Source organism: Paenibacillus sp. FW126-R14 (assembly GCF_058789495.1).
Window position 1 is genome coordinate 341,528 of record NZ_JBYTBS010000001.1, and the last position, 16,879, is coordinate 358,406.

The 16,879-nt window shown below is 48.1% G+C and carries 14 protein-coding genes; 10 read left to right on the forward strand and 4 right to left on the reverse strand.

The window, feature by feature from the left end:
* The first annotated feature begins 11 nt into the window (after positions 1-11).
* From AC3WRW_RS01310 to gyrA, 3 genes are all read left to right on the forward strand, one after another.
* Positions 12-1,004 carry an ABC transporter permease gene (locus AC3WRW_RS01310; protein ID WP_492544225.1) on the forward strand — a complete coding sequence of 331 codons (993 nt, stop codon included), beginning with the start codon at positions 12-14 and terminating at the stop codon, positions 1,002-1,004.
* Between the two features lie 63 nt (positions 1,005-1,067).
* Positions 1,068-3,035, forward strand: coding sequence for a DNA topoisomerase IV subunit B (parE, locus tag AC3WRW_RS01315; RefSeq protein ID WP_492544227.1), 1,968 nt, complete (start codon positions 1,068-1,070; stop codon positions 3,033-3,035).
* A 24-nt stretch (positions 3,036-3,059) separates the two neighbouring features.
* The gene (gene gyrA / locus AC3WRW_RS01320) at positions 3,060-5,501 is read left to right on the forward strand and encodes a DNA gyrase subunit A (protein ID WP_492544229.1); all 2,442 of its coding nucleotides are present in this window, start codon (positions 3,060-3,062) and stop codon (positions 5,499-5,501) included.
* Here the strand turns inward: gyrA and AC3WRW_RS01325 are convergent.
* Positions 5,492-5,659: a hypothetical protein gene (locus AC3WRW_RS01325; RefSeq protein WP_492544231.1), complete on the reverse strand. Its 168-nt coding sequence runs from the start codon at positions 5,657-5,659 to the stop codon at positions 5,492-5,494. The genes gyrA and AC3WRW_RS01325 overlap by 10 nt on opposite strands.
* Before the next feature lie 244 nt (positions 5,660-5,903).
* On the opposite strand from AC3WRW_RS01325, the gene AC3WRW_RS01330 reads away from it, so the two are divergent.
* On the forward strand, positions 5,904-6,308 hold the full coding sequence (locus AC3WRW_RS01330; RefSeq protein WP_171682238.1) for a MarR family winged helix-turn-helix transcriptional regulator: 405 nt from the start codon (positions 5,904-5,906) through the stop codon (positions 6,306-6,308).
* Between the two features lie 31 nt (positions 6,309-6,339).
* Here AC3WRW_RS01330 and AC3WRW_RS01335 read toward each other — a convergent pair whose 3' ends face one another.
* The 3 genes from AC3WRW_RS01335 to AC3WRW_RS01345 are packed head-to-tail and all read right to left on the reverse strand — an operon-like array spanning position 6,340 to position 9,097.
* Entirely contained in the window at positions 6,340-7,053 is a 714-nt protein-coding gene (locus AC3WRW_RS01335) for an RluA family pseudouridine synthase (RefSeq protein WP_492544233.1), read from the reverse strand.
* A gap of 1 nt (position 7,054) precedes the next feature.
* The gene (locus AC3WRW_RS01340; protein WP_492544235.1) at positions 7,055-7,921 is read right to left on the reverse strand and encodes a class I SAM-dependent methyltransferase; all 867 of its coding nucleotides are present in this window, start codon (positions 7,919-7,921) and stop codon (positions 7,055-7,057) included.
* A 54-nt stretch (positions 7,922-7,975) separates the two neighbouring features.
* On the reverse strand, positions 7,976-9,097 hold the full coding sequence (locus tag AC3WRW_RS01345; protein ID WP_492544237.1) for a peptidylprolyl isomerase: 1,122 nt from the start codon (positions 9,095-9,097) through the stop codon (positions 7,976-7,978).
* Positions 9,098-9,276: 179 nt separating this feature from the next.
* On the opposite strand from AC3WRW_RS01345, the gene glgB reads away from it, so the two are divergent.
* The 6 genes from glgB to cls all read left to right on the forward strand — a co-directional run bounded on the left by glgB (position 9,277) and on the right by cls (position 16,837).
* Positions 9,277-11,235: a 1,4-alpha-glucan branching protein GlgB gene (gene glgB, locus AC3WRW_RS01350; protein ID WP_492544239.1), complete on the forward strand. Its 1,959-nt coding sequence runs from the start codon at positions 9,277-9,279 to the stop codon at positions 11,233-11,235.
* Positions 11,225-12,373, forward strand: a complete 1,149-nt coding sequence (locus AC3WRW_RS01355) for a glucose-1-phosphate adenylyltransferase (RefSeq protein WP_492544241.1) — start codon at positions 11,225-11,227, stop codon at positions 12,371-12,373. Before glgB ends, AC3WRW_RS01355 begins: the two co-directional genes overlap by 11 nt.
* A 6-nt stretch (positions 12,374-12,379) precedes the next feature.
* A complete protein-coding gene (gene glgD, locus AC3WRW_RS01360) occupies positions 12,380-13,489 on the forward strand; it encodes a glucose-1-phosphate adenylyltransferase subunit GlgD (RefSeq protein ID WP_492544243.1) in 1,110 nt (369 codons plus the stop codon).
* A gap of 29 nt (positions 13,490-13,518) precedes the next feature.
* Positions 13,519-14,949: a glycogen synthase GlgA gene (gene glgA, locus AC3WRW_RS01365; protein WP_492544244.1), complete on the forward strand. Its 1,431-nt coding sequence runs from the start codon at positions 13,519-13,521 to the stop codon at positions 14,947-14,949.
* A gap of 126 nt (positions 14,950-15,075) precedes the next feature.
* On the forward strand, positions 15,076-15,297 hold the full coding sequence (locus AC3WRW_RS01370) for a hypothetical protein (protein WP_492544246.1): 222 nt from the start codon (positions 15,076-15,078) through the stop codon (positions 15,295-15,297).
* A gap of 82 nt (positions 15,298-15,379) precedes the next feature.
* A complete protein-coding gene (gene cls, locus AC3WRW_RS01375; protein WP_492544248.1) occupies positions 15,380-16,837 on the forward strand; it encodes a cardiolipin synthase in 1,458 nt (485 codons plus the stop codon).
* The last annotated feature ends 42 nt before the right edge of the window (positions 16,838-16,879 follow it).

Genomic DNA, 16,879 nt, shown 5'->3' on the forward strand with positions numbered 1-16,879 from the left:
CGGTGAAAGAATTGCGCATTTTATATGAGTTGGTCAAAAATGAATGCATCAAAATGATTAAGAAAAAACGTTTTTATGTGATCCTCCTTATTCTGCTTGCTCTTATTCCTATGTTCACCTACGCACAAATGCGCGTCGCCCAAAATACGCAAAAGCAGTTTGGAACGACAGATTGGAAGGCGGATCAGCGCCAGAAAATCATTGATTGGGAGAAGCGCTTAAGCTCCGCGCGCACACCGGACGAATGGAAGCAGCAGCTTAGGGTTCAGATTCAGATTGCCAATTATTATTTGGAAAAAGACGTCGATCCAAGCTCGCCCAATGCCGTGACATTTACGCGCGAATTTGTCAAAAATGCCGTGTCGTTATTCATTCCTTTGATCATTATGGTCATTTCGGCAGATATCGTATCATCCGAGCATTCTACGGGGACTATTAAATTATTGTTGACAAGACCGGTTCGGCGATGGAAAATCCTATTGAGCAAATTAATCACCGTCATCTTCTTCACTTCGCTTACGGTTTTATCTACAGGCGTGCTCTGTTACTTGATTTCCGGCGTTGTATTCGGCTATAACGGATGGATGATGCCGATTTTTACAGGGATTCAGATCAATGGCACAGATGTCGATTTCAGCTTAGTAAGAGCGGTCGATCAATGGTTCTTTCTCTTAATGGAGTTTGGCCTGGTTTGGTTCTCGGCGGTAGTGGTCGCACTCATGTCGTTAATGATCTCGGTTCTCATTCGTTCCACGGCTGCCGGTATGGGGGTCATGCTCGCGGTTTTAATTTCGGGAACGATTCTTTCGAACATGGTGTCATCCTGGGAAACCGCGAAATATTTATTTATGGTCAACTTGGACTTAACCAAGTATTTAACGGGAGGACTTCCGCCGATCAAAGGAATGGACTTAGCGTTCTCGCTCTGTGTTTTAAGCGTATGGGCCGCAGTTTCATTGGTCATTTCCTTTACAGTTTTCTCCCGCAAAGATATATTGAACTAACAAAGACGAAGGAGCGGCGGAGCTCCTTTCAACGCACCCTATATTAGAAAAAGGAGGGCTTCAATGACTGAGCAACTAGAATTTGCGAATGGAAAAGCCCCAACATCCAATTATGATGTCGATGATATTCAAGTACTGGAAGGGCTTGTCGCTGTACGAAAAAGACCAGGGATGTACATCGGCAGCACGAGTTCTTCCGGCTTGCACCATTTGATCTGGGAAATCGTCGATAATGCGGTTGACGAGCATCTTGCCAAACATTGTTCCAAAATCAACGTAACCATACATAAAGATCAATCCATCACGGTACAGGATAACGGCCGGGGGATTCCGACCGGCATGCATAAGACAGGAGTTCCGACGCCGCAGGTCGTATTTACCATTTTGCATGCAGGCGGGAAATTTGGCGGCTCCGGTTACAAAAAGTCCGGGGGACTGCATGGTGTAGGCGCATCCGTAACCAATGCGTTATCCGAATGGCTGGAAGTCGAAATTTATCGGGATGGCAAAGCGCATAAGCAAAGGTTTGAATATTGGGTAGATGAGACGGGCTTTGAGCACGTAGGCGAGCCTACCACAGGACTAGAAGTCATCGGGAATTCGAACCGGACAGGCACGAAAGTCACATTCAAACCGGACAAGCGGGTATTCCAAGGCGGCACGACGATTTCGTACGATACGCTTTCCGAACGTTTGCAAGAAATTGCTTTCTTGAACTCGGGGTTGATGGTGAATTTAAAAGATGAGCGAACGGATAAGCAGGATTCGTTCCAGTACGAAGGCGGCGCGAGCCAATTCGTTGAATTTTTGAATGAAGAGAAAACTGTGCTTCATCCCGTGATTCATTTTGCTGCAGAGAAGGACGAAATTGAAGTTGAAGTTGCCCTTCAGTACAACGATGGCTATACAGAAACGATTGCGTCATTCGTAAACGCGATCCCGACCCGCGGCGGCGGTACGCATGAGACTGGATTCAAAACGGCCTATACAAGGGTCATGAATGAATATGCTCGCAAAGCGGGCATTCTCAAAGAGAAAGAAAAAAATCTTGACGGTACCGACCTACGGGAAGGTATGATGGTCGTAATCAATATTAAGATGGGCGATGTCGAATTCGTCGGTCAAACCAAGGATCAGCTTGGAAGCGCTATTGCCAGAAGCGCGGTGGATGCCGTCGTTTCGGATAAAATGACGGTGTTTCTGGAAGAAAATCCGCAAATCGCCCAAATGATGCTGAAGAAGGCCGTGCAAGCATCCAAAGCTCGCGAAGCTGCCCGTAAAGCGCGGGAAGAGATTCGCAGCGGGAAGAAAGGGAAGAGCGAGAGCTCGAACCTCGGCGGTAAGCTGACCCCGGCGCAATCCAAAGATTTGCAGCGCAATGAATTGTTCGTCGTTGAGGGTGACTCAGCCGGCGGTTCGGCGAAGCAAGGGCGCGATTCCAAGCATCAGGCTATTTTGCCCCTAAAAGGGAAGCCGATGAATCCCGAGAAAGCAAAGCTTCTCGATATTATGAAAAACGATGAATACAAAGCGATTATCGCGGCCATTGGGGCAGGCGTTGGCTCTGAATTCGAAGTCGATGAGATGAATTACGGTAAAATTATTATTATGACGGACGCCGATACCGACGGCGCGCACATTCAAGTGCTGCTCCTGACCTTCTTTTACCGCTATATGAAGCCAATGATCGATGCGGGCAAAGTGTACATTGCACAGCCGCCGCTGTATAAAGTGACGAGAAAAGGCAAGAATGGCGGATACAAATATGCATGGACGGATGAGCAGCTGCAATCTGTTGTGAAAGAGCTTGGCAAGAATAGCGAATTACAGCGTTACAAAGGACTTGGCGAGATGAATCCGGAGCAATTGTGGGAAACAACCATGAATCCGGAGAGCAGACAGCTCTTGCAAGTTCAGATTGAAGACGCTGCGAAAGCAGAGCGCCGGGTGACAACACTGATGGGCGATAAAGTAGATCCGCGCAAACGTTGGATTATCGAGAATGTCGATTTTACCGAATATGTAGAGTAGACCAAAAAGAGTGGTGACTGAAAGTTGGGTATTTTAGAAGAGTTTTTACCAGCCTATCTGGAGGAGATCGTTGGCGATCGATTCGGGCGTTATTCCAAATATATTATCCAGGATCGCGCGATCCCGGACGTCAGAGACGGCTTGAAGCCTGTACAACGCCGCGTATTGTATGCGATGTACGATTCAGGGAACACCCCTGACAAACCTTACCGCAAATCCGCCAAAACCGTCGGCGATGTCATGGGGAATTATCATCCGCACGGAGATGCCTCCATTTATGACGGAATGGTTCGGATGGCACAGCCTTGGAAGATGGGGCATACGCTTGTGGACGGACACGGCAACTGGGGTTCCTTGGACGATGATCCGCCGGCAGCTATGCGTTACACGGAGGCCAGACTCTCGGAAATTGCGATGGAGCTGCTTCGCGATATTGAAAAGCGCACGGTTATGTTCAAAGATAATTTCGATAACTCGACGAAAGAGCCTGTTGTGCTCCCGGCGCGTTATCCCAACCTGCTCGTGAATGGTGTAAGCGGCATTTCGGCCGGCTTTGCGACGGAAATTCCGCCGCATAACTTGCGGGAAATCATCGATGCTTGTACGGCTATGATCGACAAGCCTGAGATTACGGTTGATGAGTTAATGACGATTGTCAAAGGGCCTGACTTCCCGACATCGGGCATTATTATGGGCGAAGAAGGCATTCGTGAAGCGTACCGTACAGGGAAGGGCCGTATTTATATCCGATCCAAAACGGCGATTGAAGACATGCGCGGCGGCAGACAGCAGATTGTGATCACGGAAATTCCGTATCAGGTCGTGAAAGCGCGCCTTGTAACGTCGATGGAGAACATCCGGCTGGAGAAGAAAGTCGAAGGGATCGCAGAGGTTCGTGACGAAAGCGGCCGCAATGGCTTGCGGATCGTGATCGAGCTGAAAAAAGATGCGGATGCCCAAGGGATTTTGGCCTATTTGCTGAAGAAGACGGATTTGCAAGTGACATACAATTTCAATATGGTGGCGATCGTCAATAAGGCGCCGCGCCAATTAGGCATTCGTGAAATTCTCGAAGCATACATCGAGCACCAGAAGGAAGTTGTCACATTCCGTTCCCAATATGAGCTTGAGAAAGCGGAAGACCGCGCTCATGTGCTGGAGGGTCTTGTCAAAGCCCTTAACATTCTGGATGAAGTGATCGCTACGATTAAGGCATCGAAAAATCGGCAGGACGCCCAAAACAACCTGATCGAGAAATTTGGCTTCTCAGAACGTCAAGCGGACGCTATTCTTGTTTTGCAATTATACCGGTTAACGAATTTAGAGATCACAACGCTTGAAAAAGAGTTGAAAGATGTTGAAAAAACAATTGCGTACTTGCGCGGTATTCTTGGCTCTTTGAAGAAACTGCTAGGCGTAATTAAAGATGAAATGGGCGAAATTCGCAAGAAATACGGAATTGACCGCCGATCAGCCATCCAAGGCGAAGTCGAGGAGCTGAAAGTCAATCTGGAAGTGCTGGTCAATCCGGAGGATGTCTTCGTCACGCTTTCCAATGAAGGTTATTTGAAACGCACGAGCAAGCTTTCCTTCACGCGATCAGGCGGAGAGCTTGAGAGCACAGGGCTGAAGGAAGGCGATTACCTGCGATTCTTGCTCGACGTCAATACGATAGAGAGCCTGTTGATTTTCACCAAAAAAGGCCAGTATTACTTGCTGCCTGTCCATCAAGTGCCTGAGTACAAATGGAAAGAGAACGGTACTGCGATTGTCAATGTCATCCCGATTGCCAAGGAAGACCGCATCGTCAACGTGATTCCCATCAAAGGATTTGACGATCCGACGAAATCGCTCGTATTCGTGACCCGCAGAGGTCAAGTGAAGCGTACCGAGCTCAAAGAATATATGACGAACCGCTCCAACGGACTCGTGGCCTGTAAGCTTGGCGAGCAGGATGAAGTGCTGCACGTCCATCTGAGCGACAACACCAAAGAGATCCTGCTTGTCACGAAGCAGGGGATGAGCATTCGTTTCCGCGAGGAAGAAGTAAACCCCATGGGCCGTGCGGCCGCGGGTGTTCGCGGCATCCAGCTCAAGGAAGACGATGAAGTCGTCTCGGCGGAGTGGATTTACGGGGATGAAGGGGAAGTGCTGGTCATTTCGGACCTCGGGTATGCCAAACGGTCTCTTGTTGTGGATTATCCGATTCAAGGGCGTGGCGGGAAAGGGATCCTCACGTTTGAGTTTAAGGAAGGCAAGCGTGTGAGACCTAACGGAACTGCTCTAATCCGGACATTTATCGTGAAAATGGATTATCAGATTACAGCTGTCATGAGCAATGGCGAGAAACTTCGTTTCTCAACGGAAACAGCTCCGCTGGAAGATCGTAAAGCACAGGGCAAACAGCTCATACCTGTTACCAAAACAGAGTCGATCATCGATATTCTGCGATTCCCTCAATCATAACTGACTGTAGGCGGGTCCAATTTCTCCATCAGCATAAAAGCTAACTCTAATAAGACCCACAGGGGCATCGGTTCGTCTAATCGATCCAGCCACTGTGGGTCTTTCAGCATGCCGGCTGCCAGTGCCTTTTTGCCAAGCTCCATTTTCCAATCTTCCACCTGAACCACTCCTTAGCGTTTTCTTGAAATAACTGATTACTTCACAGTATATGTCAGCAGTGGGCTGGATGTTAAAAGAAGTAAGCTATTCTTTGGGATTGGACAAAGTTGTGGACGTCTCGACAGCATATCCTACTCCCATGCAGCTTTTGTAGGAAAGTATTAATGGCATTAACCTTTTATCGTGAGAAAATGCATGCTATACTTGCGATATAGTAGATGTTGGAAGCGAGATGATGTGAGGTTGTATTCCGATGAGTTTGGAAAGCTGTGGCTGAAATTGTCTAAGGAATTGAAGAGCCAGATGGAAGTAGGATTAGCACCTACGATTACAGAAGGGCAACTGAACGTACTAGAATTGCTTAAGACGAATGAGCGTATGAAGCCTTCAGATCTAATCGAATATTTATCTACAACAGCTGCGGCAGTTACAACGCTATTAGATCGAATGGAGCGGAGTGAATTGATAGTCCGGGTCCGGGATGAGAAAGACCGACGCATTGTGTGGGTCAACGTAACGGACAAAGGAAGGGCGGAATGCGAGCGAGGCACGTTAGTCCGTGAACAACTGTTGGATACGTACCTGAGCCGCGTTTCCGCCCATAATCAGAAACTGCTTATTTATTTATTGGGGAAGGTCGCCAACTAACCGAGCCGGCGACTCCCGTCTCGGAGTAACTTTACAATTCTGGGATTGTAAAGTCGCTCCACGGCCGCTGTCCCGGTGGCAGCGACCGGAAATGCATCCGCTCTTTGAGCACCGGATGCTCAAAGGACAGCGCCGTCGCCCAGAGCGCAAGCTGCTGGCCCGGCTTGTTGACCGCGCTGCCATAGCGCTGGTCGCCGTACAGCGTGCAGCCGATGGCTGCCAGCTGCACGCGGATTTGATGCGGCCGCCCGGTGTGCAGCTTGATCTGGATCAAGCTGAGTCCGTCTTGGCTGCCGAGCAGCTTATAATCCAGCACGGCTTCCTTCGCATCGTGCTGGCCCGGTTTGACAACGCTGACCGTATTGGTCCGCGTGTCCTTCCAGAGCCAGTGACGCAGCGTAGCGGCCTGCTGAGGCGGTTTGCCATGCACGACAGCGACATACGTTTTGTCGAGATGCCTTGTTCTCACCGCGTCCGACAAGCGCGAAGCGGCTTTTGACGTTTTGGCGAAGACCATGACGCCGCCGACGGGACGGTCAAGCCGGTGTACAAGCCCCAGGTACACGTTCCCGGGCTTGTTGTACCGAATCTTGATGTCCGCCTTCAGAGCGTTCAGAAGATCCGGATCGCGCGAATCATCCTCTTGCGTGGGCATGTTCACAGGCTTCTCCACCACGAGAATGTGGTTGTCTTCGAAAAGTATCGGAATTTGCGATGCTCCCGAAACATCTTTAGCTCCTGTCACGTTACGCCTCCCAGCGTCCCAGAATACCGCAAGGGAGCATCAGGCCGGAGTGGGTGATCGGCAAACCGATTTCTCCGCTGGAAATCGTACCGCCATGCTTGGCTTTCATCGCCATCGTCAAGATGTTATGCAGAACGGTTCCCGAAATCCCAGTCGTATAAGAGTTAATGAGCAAAAACAAAGGATTATCGGTCAAAATGCTCTGACAGGTTTGAATGAAAGGGAAGAGATCCTCTTCCAGTTTCCAGGTTTCCCCGTTAGGTCCGCGTCCGTACGAAGGAGGATCCATAATGATCGCATCGTACTTGCTGCCGCGGCGCTGTTCCCTTTGCACGAATTTGAATACATCATCCGTAATAAATCGAACGGGGCGGCTGCCCAGCCCGCTGAGATGAAGATTCTCTTTCGCCCATTGCACGACGCCTTTGGAAGCATCCACGTGGCAAACTTCAGCTCCTGCATAAGCGCAAGCCAGAGAAGCTCCGCCCGTATAAGCAAACAGGTTCAACACCTTGATCGGCCGGCCGGCTCCCTGAATTTTATCCATCATCCATTTCCAGTTGACGGCTTGTTCAGGAAATAAGCCCGTATGTTTGAATCCTGTCGGCTTAATATAGAAAGTCAGCTTCTGGTCATAAGTGATCGTCCAGCGCTCAGGCAGCTCGGAATTGTGCTGCCATTGACCACCGCCGCTGGAGCTTCGGTGATAATGGGCATCCGCCTGACGCCAGCTTTGCGTTTCTTTCTCTAACGGCCAAATGATTTGCGGGTCAGGTCTTCTCAGAACATAGGTGCCCCAACGTTCCAGTTTTTCACCGTTGCCGGTGTCGAGAAGCTCGTAATCTACCCAATCTTTTGCATAAAACATGCTGCAATCCATCCTTCAACTTGTATACTTTAACAAACATTCATTGTACACCATTTATTCACTTAAATCGATCTTTTCAATCAAAGCTGGCAATTCTTTTTCCGTAAATTGCTGGTATTGCGCTTGTTCCAGCGATTCTCTTAAGGAGTCCTTCATCGAATCGAAAGATTTCACGGATCTGGATTCAACTTTGATCACATGATACCCAAATTGCGTCTCAACTGGATCACTTACAACGCCAATCGGCTGTTCGATCGCTGCTTTCTTGAATTCAGGCACCCAAAGAGTAACCTCGGCATCGGCATAAAGGCCGCCTGTGTTTTTGGAACCCGTGTCGTCGGTCAATTCTTTAGCCAGCTTCGCGAAATCTTCGCCGTTCTTAATCCGCTGCTCTGCATCTTTGGCAAGTTTGAGAGCTTCTTCCTTGGTGCGCTTCACAGTACCGTCCTCATTGCTCAAGCCAATTAAGATGTGGCGGACGGATGCGATTGTGTAGAAATCTTTATCTTGTTTGAGATTGTCGTCATATTTGGCTTTTAACTGCTCGTCGGTTATGCTTGATTTAATATAGTTTTCAGCCGTAAATCTGCCGACGAGGTAATATTGAAGCGCAGTTTCCGTCACTTTGAAATTTTTCAAGTCATCTGAGAACTTGGCTTCGCCGAATTGCGATTTCCATGCCGTGACTTGTGCGGCAGCACTGCTTTTGGCCACGGTTTGATCTTGTTCGGAGGCTTTGCCGTACAAAATTCGATATTCAATTAATTGCGTTAAGATGCTTTTCTGATACTCAGGGTTATCCTTTGAAGCCGTATGGCTGTTATTAAAAATAGCCTGCATAGCAAAAAAAGTATCAAAATCGCCTTTGGTTACAGTCCCGCCTTTGTAAGTTGCTACGACTTTATTCGGGTTGCTGCCGATCCAAATCGTTTCATTTTCTTCATCCCATTCCACTTTTTTACCCAGCGCTTCACTTACGAAGCGAAGCGGAACATACGTAGAACCTTCGTAAACAAAACCTTTTCCATCCGCAGGCACCTTTTCGACGCCATCAAACATGTACTTAATGCTTCGGAAGGCCACTTCAATTTGACTGCTAGCCGCAAAAGCTGCTGTACCGCTAATTAACGAACCGATCGTTAAACCTACGATAAGTCCTTTTACTTTGTCTTTCATATTTCTGATTTCCACCTTTCAATTAGTGTCACATTAGTAATTCACCTAATCGTAAGCCTTTTCCTTTTTTTAATACTTAGAATTGAAGGAATTCTCGCCTGTTTGTTGTATTTGTAAGGTATGTGAATAAATGTTATATCCATATGTTGAACAATAAGGTCGATGATGGGAGGGATAACATGGGGGCAAATGTTGGTATACCCAGCTCAGAAGATTTGTTTCTGCTTCATGAAGGATCCCTTTATCACAGCTATCGCATCCTAGGGGCGCATGTTAGCAAAGAACAAGGAAATGAAGGCGTTCGTTTCGCCGTATGGGCGCCTCATGCCAGACAAGTCAGCTTGCTTGGCGATTTCAATCAATGGCAATCCGGGATCCATCGCATGGAGAAGTTCAGCACGCTTGGGGTTTGGATGCTGTTTGTTCCGGAAGCGAGCGAAGGCGACTATTACAAGTACGAAATTCACAGTGAAACAGGTCAAATTTTGTTGAAAGCCGACCCTTATGCCTTTTATTCCGAAGTACGCCCAGGGACAGCTTCGCGCGTGGCCGATCTGGGAGGTTACGAATGGAAGGATGAAGCTTGGCAGGAGCACAAAAAAGCAAGTCCCGCCTATAACAGGCCTCTATCTATTTACGAAGTACATATGGGTACATGGCGCAAAAAAGACAGACACAGCGAAGAATTATACACCTATGACCAACTGGCCGATGAGTTAGTCGATTACGCAGTGGACATGGGCTATACACATATTGAAGTTATGCCGCTTGCCGAGCACCCGTTTGACCGCTCTTGGGGCTATCAAGCGACAGGGTATTTCTCCGTTACGAGCAGGCATGGTTCGCCGAAACAATTTATGCATTTCGTCGACCGCTGCCATCAGAAAGGGATCGGCGTCATTATGGACTGGGTGCCGGGCCATTTCTGTAAGGACGCTCACGGCCTCAGACAGTTCGACGGCAAGCCGCTTTATGAATATCAAGACCCGAGCAAAGCCGAGAAACGGGAATGGGGGACTTTGACGTTTGATTTTGGCAGGCCGGAGGTGCAAAGCTTTCTTATTTCCAACGCCATATTTTGGATGGATGTGTACCATATGGACGGCATCCGGGTGGATGCTGTAGCTTCGATGCTGCATTTGAATTTCGGCAGATGGAATGAGAAGCCTCTCAAGAATCAATGGGGCGGCGATGATAATCCGGAAGCCGTCGCTTTCTTGCGAAAGCTGAATCAGGTTGTCTTCTCTTATTATCCGGAAGCGCTCATGATGGCTGAAGACTCAACGGATTGGCCGCTTGTTACGGCTCCAGTGCATGACGGCGGACTTGGATTTAACTATAAATGGAACATGGGCTGGATGAATGATATGCTTCGTTATATGAAGCTGGACCCGGTCCACCGCAAATATCATCATAAGCTGATCACTTTCTCCTTTATGTACGCTTTTAGCGAAAACTATGTACTGCCTTTTTCACACGATGAGGTCGTCCATGGCAAACGTTCGCTTCTGCACAAAATGCCAGGAGATTATTGGCAGAAATTCGCCAACCTGCGCGTGCTGTATGGCTATATGTCGGGCCATCCCGGCAAAAAGCTGCTGTTCATGGGCAGCGAATTCGGTCAATTCGACGAATGGAAAGACCAGGAGGAAGTGGATTGGTTCCTCTTGGACGGTTATGAGAAACATGAACAGATGCACGCTTACGTCAAGGCCCTGAATCAATTTTATTTGGATCAACCGGCTTTATGGCAAAAGGACCACAGTCCGGATGGATTCAAATGGATTAATCCGCACGATGAGAGCCAAAGCGTAGTCACCTTCATGCGCAAAGGAGATTTGCCGCAGGATGATTTGATTCTCGTCTGTAATTTCACGCCGGTGGTTCATCCCGATTACCGGATCGGCGTGCCTCGAAACGGTGTATACGAGGTTGTTTTCAACAGCGATGCTCCTGAATTTGGCGGTTCCGGCCAAGGAAACAAGCTGCCCATCACAAGTGCAAAAAGAAAATGGCACGAACTGCCTTATAGCTTGTCTCTGTGTATTCCGCCGCTTGCGGCTGTTTATATAAAGTGTGTGAAAGAATTCCAACTAGACCATACGAAGTTGAAGGGGGAAATCAGAGATGCGCAGTAAAGAATGTGTTGCCATGCTGCTCGCTGGTGGAGAAGGACGAAGATTAGGCGTACTCACGAATAATTTGGCTAAGCCGGCCGTACATTTTGGCGGGAAGTACCGAATCATTGATTTTACCCTTAGCAATTGCACGAACTCAGGTATTGACACCGTTGGTGTCTTGACCCAGTATCAACCTCTTGTGCTGAACACGTATATTGGAATCGGCAGTTCGTGGGATTTGGACCGCAAATATGGCGGTGTCACCGTTTTGCCTCCGTTCATGGAACAAAAAGGCGGAGATTGGTATAAAGGAACAGCCAATGCGATCTATCGCAATATTGGGTTTATCGAGCAGTACGATCCGGAGTATGTCTTGATCATCTCGGGTGATCACATTTACAAAATGGATTATGATAAAATGCTTTCCTACCACAAAGAGAAAAAAGCCGACGCAAGTATTGCCGTGATTGAAGTGAAATGGGAAGAAACGAGCCGTTTCGGAATTATGAGCGTTAATGAGAATCAAGAGATTACCGAATTTGCCGAAAAACCAAAAGAAGCGAACAGCAATTTGGCTTCCATGGGTATTTATATTTTTAATTGGAGCGTTCTAAAAGCGTATTTGATTGCGGATGAGGAAAATCCGAATTCCAGCAAAGATTTCGGGAAAGATATTATCCCGATGATGCTGCAAAATGAAGCCAAAATGTATGCCTATCCGTTTGACGGCTACTGGAAAGATGTCGGGACCATTGATAGCTTATGGGAAGCGAACATGGATCTGCTTGATGAGAATAACGAGCTGAACCTGAATGATAAAGATTGGCGCGTTTACTCCCAAAATCCGTACCAGCCAGCGCAATATGTGGCTCCGACAGCGAACATTAAGCGTTCGCTCGTCAATGAGGGCTGCGCGATTTTCGGAGATGTCGATCATTCCGTGCTGTTTTTCGGCGTTCAAGTCGGAGAAGGCAGCCAAATTCGCGACTCCGTCATTATGCCGAATGCCAAAATCGGCAACAATGTGAAGATCAGCAAAGCGATTATCGGCGAAAACACGGTCGTGGAAGACGGTGCGGTTGTAGACGGTCATGGTGAAATTACACTTATCGGCGGCAATGAACGGGTATTAGCGACTGCCAAACAGAAGGGATGATCTCAGATGAAACATGTGATGGGTGTCATTAATTTAGTGAATGAGCCGGATGATTTGGAGGAACTGACCTATTTCCGCTGCCCTGCATCGGTGCCATTCGGCGGTCGCTACCGCTTAATTGATTTTACATTGTCGAATATGGTGAATTCCGGGATCGATAACGTGGCTGTATTTACGCAGCATAAATACCGTTCCTTGATGGACCATCTGGGGTCCGGGAAAGAGTGGGATTTGGACAGAAAACGCGGCGGATTGTTCGTTCTTCCTTCGGTGCTGGACGAACCAACGGGCATTTCACGCGGTGATTTGTACCAATTCTACAGCCATCGGGACTATTTCTATCGCGGCAAAGAAGAGCTTGTTGTCATTTCACGCAGCCATATGGTCTGCAACTTGGACCTGCGCGACGTCATTCGCTATCACGAGGACAATCAAGCGGACATTACCGTCATCTATAAACAAACGGATGAAGACATTCAAGGCAAATTCCGGCGTCTGGCGGTCAAAGAGAACGGACAAGTGACGTTAATGGAAGACCACACCGGAAGGCTGCGGACCAACAACATTTCGATGGAAATGTATATCATGAGCAAAGCGCTGCTGCTGGATATGGTGGAATCCTGCCTCGCCCAAGGCTATGATCATCTGGTGCGCGACGGCATCATGAAAAATATTGATAAGCTTAGTGTGTATGGCTATAAATTTGAAGGCCACGTAGGAATCGTGAATTCGATTCAAGGCTACTACAAGCACAGTATGCAGTTGTTGAATCCGGCAATCTGGCGAGAGTTGTTCTTCCAGAAAAACCATATCTTTACGAAAGTAAAAGATGAGCCGCCTGCGAAATATTTGGAATCGGCTTCTGCCAAAAACACGCTGATCGCGAACGGTTGTATCGTCGAAGGAAAGGTGGAGAACAGCATCCTGTTCCGCGGAGTGAAGATTCGCAAAGGCGCTTATGTAAAAAACAGCATTATTCTCCAAAACTGCGAAATTGAAGAGAATGTTATTATTGAGAACGCGATTCTCGACAAGGATGTCTTCATTTCCCGCGGACGCGTGCTGACCGGGGATAACAAGGCGCCGTTCATCGCAGCGAAAACCAAAGTGATCTAACCGGTATCGACATTCAGAGGAGTGGAAAGATGAAAGTACTGTTTGCTGCTTCAGAGGCGGTTCCATTTATTAAAACGGGAGGCTTGGCCGACGTAATCGGTTCGCTGCCGAAAGAGCTTGTCGGACAAGGGCTGGATGTTCGCGTCATTTTGCCTAAATACGGGGGAATTCCCGCCAAGTATCGGGATGCCATGCTAACAGCAGTCACCCATGACATTTATGTCGGATGGAGAAAGCAGTACATCGGCATAGAAGTGCTGCAGCATGACGGAGTTACGTTCTATTTCGTCGACAATGAATTTTATTTCAATCGCCCGGGGATTTACGGTTATGGGGATGAGGCGGAGCGTTTTGCTTTCTTTTGCAAAGGCGTTATTGAAACATTGCCCTTGCTTGATTTCCAGCCGGACGTTATCCATTGCCACGATTGGCAAACGGGAATGATCCCGGTACTGCTAAAGGCGCACTATCAACATCTGCCATTCTATAGCGAAATCAAAACGATATCGACGGTGCATAATTTGAAATACCAGGGCGTATTCAGCCAATCCTTGTTCAAGGAACTATTCGGCTTGTCTGACGATCATTTTACAGGCACTGCGCTTGAACTGCATGGAGGTGCCAGCTTCCTGAAAGGCGGATTGCTGTACTCCGACCGTATAACAACGGTGAGTCAGACTTATGCCGAAGAAATTCAAACGCCTTATTATGGCGAATATTTGGACAGCCTGCTGCGTCACCGCAAAGATCAGTTAACGGGCATCGTGAACGGTATCGACTATGAGGTGTTCGATCCGATGAGCGATCCGCACCTCGTGGTCAATTACCGGGATTCGCTGCCGAAAAAGCAGATGAACAAGACAGCCCTCCAAGAGAGGCTGGGACTCGCCGTCAAGGCGGATGTCCCCATGATTGCCTTAGTCACCCGTCTGGTGCAGCAGAAGGGGCTTGACCTCATCCAGCATGTGATCTCCGAAATTCTCGCGCTGGATATTCAGCTCGTCGTACTGGGCACTGGCGAACATGGCTATGAGGAGATGTTTAAAGACGCTGCCCAGAACTACCCAGACAAAGTATCGGCCCAGATTCTCTTTGACGAAGCGTTGGCGCATCAAATTTATGCCGCCTCAGATATGTTCCTGATGCCCTCTCAGTTCGAGCCATGCGGCATTGGGCAGCTGATTGCGCTCCGGTACCGTTCGGTACCGATTGTGAGGGAAACCGGCGGGCTCAAGGATACGGTTCAGCCGTACAATGAGTTCACGGGCGAAGGCACCGGCTTCTCCTTCCGGAATTACAATGCCCACGATATGCTGCATACGATCCGCCGGGCCGTCTTTTTCTACAAAAACGATCGAGACGCATGGCTGAAGATTCAGCAGAATATGAAAAAAGGTGACTTTAGCTGGAAAAAGTCTGCGCAGCAGTACATCGAACTTTATCAGGAAATGGTTAACTAAAGGAAGAAACAGGACTGGAGGCTCATGCTTTCCAGTCTTTTTTACCTATTGCCTCTTCATTTTTGCTTCACAAATGACGATAAGTATCCTGTCGGGTGAAATTCGGTAGAGGAGGCAATTGTCATAATGAGCCGGACTACAGTTTGTTTAACAGATGCTGATCTGTATCTTTGCATGCTATTTCAAACACCGGTTGAGGTGTGGTTTGACGATGAATTGGAAGATTCGGGAACACTCATAGAAGCGTATTCGGATGATGTCCTTAAAGTAGGCGGCGTCTATTATTTGCGGAAGCTGTGCCAAATTAAAAATAGCATAAGGACAGACTCTTCCTCTTATTCTTACTAAGAATAAGAGGTTTTTTTCGAATTTGCCGAAAATAAGGTATAATATTCCTGATCCGCTGACATCAAAGGTTAGGAGTGGCCCAATGGATTGGCTATCGCACGCGCTAACGGTTGTCTTTATCATTAATATCATGCTCGCTTTAACGGTTGTTTTCTTAGAACGCCGCAACGTAGCCGCTACATGGTCGTGGTTGATGGTGCTCTTGTTTATTCCGATTCTCGGCTTTCTGCTCTATGTGATGTTAGGGCAAAATTTGAGCCGCCGAAAGCTGTATAAATGGAACAGGCGGATGCTGGAAAGAATGCAGACGGTCATTTCCGAGCAGCGGGAGCAGCTGATGAACGGGACGATGGCATATATTGCTCCCATGGTCAGCGAATACCGTGATCTCATTTATTTGAATGTGTCCTCCAATGACGCTTTTCTAACTCAGGATAACGGTGTCCATATTTTTACGGATGGAAATGCGAAGTTTAGCGATCTCCTTATGAAAATTGAAGCTGCGCAGACGCATATTCATATGCAGTATTACATCGTGAAGAATGACTCGCTCGGCCAGAAGATCATGCAGGCACTAACGAAAAAAGCAGAGCAGGGCGTCATCGTTAGATTCTTGTATGACGACATCGGCTCACGTGCTTTAAAAGATTCTTTCTTCCGTGATTTTCTGAAAGCCGGCGGGCAGAAAGCCGCTTTTTTCCCGTCACGAATTCCGTACTTGAACTACCGGGTTAATTATCGCAATCACCGGAAGCTTGTCATCATTGACGGTCAGATTGGCTATATGGGCGGCTTCAATGTGGGGAATGAATATCTCGGACTGAACCCTCGTTTCGGCTTCTGGCGGGATACTCACCTGCGTTTAACGGGCAGTGTGGTTCGGGCTCTGCAGTCCCGCTTCATCTTGGACTGGAATTTAGCCGCGGCGGCACCGCTTGAGGTGGATCAGCGCTATTTTCCCGATCGCGATGAAGCGGGCAGTCTGCAGAATCAGGTCCCGATGCAGATTATCGCCAGTGGGCCGAACGAAGAATGGCCGCATTTTGTGTATACGTTTCTCAAAATGATTCATATGGCGAAGAGCCGGATACTTCTTCAGACGCCTTATTTTATTCCGGAGGAGAGCATGCTCAATGCGCTGCGAATTGCCGCCTTATCCGGCATTGATGTTCGCATTATGATACCGCAGAAGGCGGATCACTTGTTTGTTCACTGGGCATCCCTCTATTATGTCGGTGAATTGCTGCGGGCCGGGGTGAAGTGTTACTTGTACGATTATGGTTTCTTGCATGCGAAGACGATTGTAGTCGATGGGAAAGTGGCTTCGGTAGGGACGGCGAATTTCGATATTCGCAGCCTCCGGCTTAATTTCGAGACGAATGCTCTGATGTATCACGAAGAGACGGCGAAAAAGTTGGAGAACATCTTCTGGAGGGATATGGAAGGGTGCATGGAATTGACCTTGGAGGAATATGAAAAGCGTTCCCTAAGAATCCGCTTCCTGGAATCCATTTCGAAACTAATTTCACCTATATTGTGAATAAAAAAAAGGAGCACGCCATCTCTTCCTCGGAAGGGAAGG

Coding starts and splice junctions, on each gene's coding strand:
- parE (WP_492544227.1), top strand. CDS start 1,068: ATGACTGAGCAACTAGAATTTGCGAATGGAAAAGCCCCAACATCCAAT.
- AC3WRW_RS01340 (WP_492544235.1), bottom strand. CDS start 7,921: ATGTTTTATGCAAAAGATTGGGTAGATTACGAGCTTCTCGACACCGGC.
- AC3WRW_RS01345 (WP_492544237.1), bottom strand. CDS start 9,097: ATGAAAGACAAAGTAAAAGGACTTATCGTAGGTTTAACGATCGGTTCG.
- glgB (WP_492544239.1), top strand. CDS start 9,277: ATGGGGGCAAATGTTGGTATACCCAGCTCAGAAGATTTGTTTCTGCTT.
- AC3WRW_RS01355 (WP_492544241.1), top strand. CDS start 11,225: ATGCGCAGTAAAGAATGTGTTGCCATGCTGCTCGCTGGTGGAGAAGGA.
- glgD (WP_492544243.1), top strand. CDS start 12,380: ATGAAACATGTGATGGGTGTCATTAATTTAGTGAATGAGCCGGATGAT.
- glgA (WP_492544244.1), top strand. CDS start 13,519: ATGAAAGTACTGTTTGCTGCTTCAGAGGCGGTTCCATTTATTAAAACG.
- AC3WRW_RS01370 (WP_492544246.1), top strand. CDS start 15,076: ATGAGCCGGACTACAGTTTGTTTAACAGATGCTGATCTGTATCTTTGC.
- cls (WP_492544248.1), top strand. CDS start 15,380: ATGGATTGGCTATCGCACGCGCTAACGGTTGTCTTTATCATTAATATC.